The 4,261-nt window shown below is 47.8% G+C and carries 3 protein-coding genes; 2 read left to right on the forward strand and 1 reads right to left on the reverse strand.

What is annotated here, in order from left to right; all coding sequences use genetic code 11:
• Positions 1 to 104: 104 nt before the first annotated feature.
• The gene (locus Q0418_RS00005) at positions 105 to 980 is read right to left on the reverse strand and encodes a helix-turn-helix domain-containing protein (protein ID WP_298481493.1); all 876 of its coding nucleotides are present in this window, start codon (positions 978 to 980) and stop codon (positions 105 to 107) included.
• A 436-nt stretch (positions 981 to 1,416) separates the two neighbouring features.
• On the opposite strand from Q0418_RS00005, the gene Q0418_RS00010 reads away from it, so the two are divergent.
• Together Q0418_RS00010 and Q0418_RS00015 are read left to right on the forward strand one after the other, a co-directional pair.
• Entirely contained in the window at positions 1,417 to 2,586 is a 1,170-nt protein-coding gene (locus Q0418_RS00010) for a glycoside hydrolase family 5 protein (RefSeq protein ID WP_298481494.1), read from the forward strand.
• Positions 2,587 to 2,841: 255 nt separating this feature from the next.
• On the forward strand, positions 2,842 to 4,173 hold the full coding sequence (locus tag Q0418_RS00015) for a hypothetical protein (RefSeq protein WP_298481495.1): 1,332 nt from the start codon (positions 2,842 to 2,844) through the stop codon (positions 4,171 to 4,173).
• Positions 4,174 to 4,261: the final 88 nt, after the last annotated feature.

Consider the following 4,261-nt stretch of genomic DNA (forward strand, 5'->3'; position numbering starts at 1 on the left):
GACGAAAAATCTGACGGCGCATCTGACGCACAATCTTTGTGCGGTATTGCCTAAACAAGAAAACGGCATCCCCTGCCTGAGTCATTCAGGTGGGGGTGCCGTTTTTATGGCGTATTTTTTGTCACTCTGGCACGATATGCCGAGGGGGTCATGCCGTTGTGCTTTTTGAAGATCCGGCTGAAATAATTGTTGTCGTGATAGCCGCACCGGGAGGCGATCTCTGCCATGGAGAGACTCGTTGTTCCCAGCAGTTCGCATGCTTTCTGCATTCGCAGATTGGTGATATATGTCATGGGAATACAGCCGAAAGCCTCTTTGAACAGTCGGATAAACTGTCGCTCGGAATAGTTGGATAGCTTAGCGAGCCGGGAGACAGAGATGGGTTCTGCATAGTTTTTTTCCAGATAGGCAATGGCACCTGCCAACTGTAGGATACCGGCATCATCGGGAATAGCTTCGAAACGATACAGACGTGACAGGGTAACAGTCAGCGCCAGAAATTCTGCCTTGAGCATGGTTTTCCATCCATCGGGTTTCTCGGTGAATTCCTGGTACAGCTGGTCGATCATGCGGTTCACCTGAAGAAAAGCGTCCACATCCAGCTTCAGCCGGCTGGAAAAGCGGCTCTTTCTGGAATATCGGGGTTCCAGGACAAACAGCGCCTGAAATCCGGCAGATTCCGTGATATCCAGTTCCGGCGTGAGAAAAAAGGACGGACGGAACATGATGTTACAGATACGGAAATCCCGGACATCGGTATAGCCGTGTTCCGTCTCATCGCTGATGACAAAGACATCGCCTTTGCAGATGCGGTATCGTTCGCTGTCTACGATGTGCTCTGCGCTGCCGCTGAGTACAATGACAAGCTCGGAGAAATTGTCGTGGCTGTGGAGATAGAGCGGTTCTTTGTGGATGCCGTACTGGATGAAAAAGGGAAAGCTTTCGTCCTGGAGAAAGGCACTGAGAGGCATTTGGAACATAGGCAGCTCCTTTTGTTGTCAGTTTTGTGCTATTGTATGGCGAATTTATCCTGCCAATTTGCAGGGGGATGTGCTATAATAGAAGTATAACATATCTGGCGTGGGAATGCAAGGTGTTTCCGGATTAGTTCATGGGAATCAATTTCTCCCCGGTTCGAATCTCTGAACGGGGAAGATACGAGCCAGATTGAATCAGTGTTTCCCTAAGGCAACACCGCACAAAGAGCGCCTGACGGCTTTGCACGTCATATGCTTGCATCTTTTCCGTCATATTTCACAAAAATGCTCGTGAATACACAAAGTATTCACTGCGCTTTTTGTTTCATCTGACAAAAAATCTGACGGCGCATCTGACGCACAATCTTTGTGCGGTATTGCCCTAACAATGCTGAGACAAATGGCTCTTACAACAGACGGCGTAAAAGGAGATAGGATTATGAGAAAAAAAGTGATTGCAATGGTATGTGCTCTGACGGGTGCAGTCAGTCTTGTCAGCGGATGCGGAACTGCTGACCAGAGCGGCAGTGAGACCTCTGAAGCCGCCATGCGGGATATGACCGCTGTTGCCTATGCAAAGGATATGGGCATGGGCATTAACCTGGGGAATACCATGGAGGCGTTCTGGGAGGATACTGCCAACGAGACCGGCGGCTGTATGACCATCGGAGAGAATACGCCGGAGAATTATGAGACCTGCTGGGGTGCTGTTGTGACCACAAAGGAGTGCATTGACGGCTATCAGGAGGCAGGATTCCGCACGGTGCGAATTCCTGTATACTGGGGCAATATGATGGTGGACGATGGAACATATACCATTAGTCCGGACTATTTCCAGCGTGTGGATGAGCTTGTGGAATACTGTCTGGAGGACGGGCTGTATGCCGTTATCAACATCCACCACTACGACGAATTCCTCATTAAAAACAACGAAAAGGATGAGGTACTCTCCATCACAGAACACCTGTGGACACAGATCGCCGAGCACTATAAGGACTATTCTGACTACCTGGTGTTCGAGGGCTTCAATGAGAATCTGGGTTCCCAGCAGGAATCGGATTCCTACACGGATGACCAGATGTATGATTATGTCAACGAGATGAACCAGACCTTTGTGAACGCTGTGCGGAAAACAGGCGGTAAGAATCAGGAGCGTATGCTCATTGTCTCCGGCTACTGGACGAATATTGACAAAACCACCGATGCCAGATTCCGGATGCCGGAGGATACGGCAGAGGATAGGCTCATGGTCTCTGTGCATTATATTGACAATGCAAAATACTGGATGAACCAGGTGGGCAATCAGGCGTGGCTGGATTACAGCAAAGATCAGTGCGAACTGCTGAAAGCGGCATTTACGGACAAAGGCATCCCTGTGTTTGTGGGAGAGTGTACTTCCATTTATGAGAGCACCCATCTGGCACGGAATGCGGAATATACGGACTCATCGGAATGTCTGCGCCAGATGTTGGATATGGCTGTAGAATACGGTTTTGTTCCTGTGCTCTGGGATGTCAATGATAATTTCTATTCCAGAACGGAATACCGGATAAAATCGGAAAGCGATCAGCGTGTGATCACTGAGATCGCAGAAAAAATCAATCCGTAAGGGCAAGTTAAGCTTTGAAAACATCCCGGTGGGGCGTTTTCACCGGAATAATGGACGATAATCAATAAGGACACGGCACGCCGTGTCCCTAAAAAAATGATATCGTGCAATTGTGGGGAATACGGTGGGAGCAAGCTCATGCCCTACGCTTATGCCGTGAAGTTGAGGCGTCTATAAAAATTCACATTTATCTTGCAATTTACTCCGTAGTGTGGTATAATTATTTTATCCAAAAAAGAAAGAGAGCTGTCCGGAATGACCACAAATGATTTTGAAAAAAACACTTCGCATACTTTAGAATCTTTGCTTTCCGGCTGCTCCAAGGAAACGCTGATACAGCTGCTTCTGCGGCAGGCAGAACGGGATGCCAGCTTTGAAAAGCTTCTGCGCTTACGATTTTCTGAACCGTCCGGGGCACAGGCATTGCTGAAGTCTTTTTCCAGTGCAATCCATGAAATGGATTATGATGATTCTCTCATGGAAATCGCAGAGGAAATTCTGGTACAGGCGGAGCAGCTGGATCTGCCCGAACAGGCGAGGGTTTATACAGAAATGATTCAGGAAATCAATGACGCCTGGAATGACGATGCGTTTTATGAGCTGTATTATGAAATAGAGGATGACCCTTTTGATGTTATGTACGAATGCGCCAAAAGCATGGAGCAGCTTGCCCGACAGGCAGTGGACAGCGGCAATCGTGCAGTGATGGATGCGGTCTGGGAGCAGTTCTGTACGTCGGACGGCGATATGGAAATGATTTATGAAGATGATTATTGGTACATAGCCATGCTGGAATTCTGTAAGCTGCCGGAATATCGGGAGAAAATGTATCAGCATCTGGACATGCAAATTGGCTGGGAGGATCGGTATCAGAAAGAATATCAGAAACGGAAATTAGATGTGATGGAACAGTATGGTACCGAGGAGGAAAAACGTTCCTATCTTCTGGCACATGTGGAAATCGACGACTTCCGGCACAAAGCGATCTCTATGCTGCTGGCAGAAAAAAATTATGCGCAAGCGGAACAGCTGGCACTGGAAGGTGCAGAAAGGTCTGATAGTGTCTATGACAAAGCTGGTTGGTTTCAGCACCTGGAGGAAATCTATGCCTGCACCGGTGATTCTGAGGCGTACGGGCTTGTCTGCCGTCAGCTTGTGGTCTATGGGAAAACAAAATACTATATGAAGTGGAAACAGAGTCTGCCGGAGGAAGACAGAGCGGAAGCCGTGGAAAAGCTGCTGAATGCAGTGGAAGAGAATGCTTATGTTTATATCATTCGTGTAGAACACATGGCAAACCGGATCTATGCATATTGTCAGATATATCCACCAAAAATAGTGGAATTACAACCGGAACTGAAAGGCAGCCAATGGGAAGAACCTGGACGACAGATCTATGAGAATCTTATTCTGAAGATGGCAGGAAATGCAAGTGGGCGAAAAGAGTATGCAAATGTATGCCGTGTCCTGAAGCAATACGAAGAGACGTGCGGCAAGGAATATGCAGAGGATCTTGCGATGGAAATTCGCCAGGGACATCCCAGACAGCCTGCATTTCTGGATGAACTTCAGAAAATCGGTATGTGAGATTTTTCATGGCAATACCGCACAAAGTTTGTACGTCAGATGCGCTGTCAGATTTTTCGTCAGATGAAACAAAAAGCGCAGTGAATAC

Source organism: uncultured Ruminococcus sp., from assembly GCF_937915125.1.
Classification (GTDB): domain Bacteria; phylum Bacillota; class Clostridia; order Oscillospirales; family Ruminococcaceae; genus Ruminococcus_C.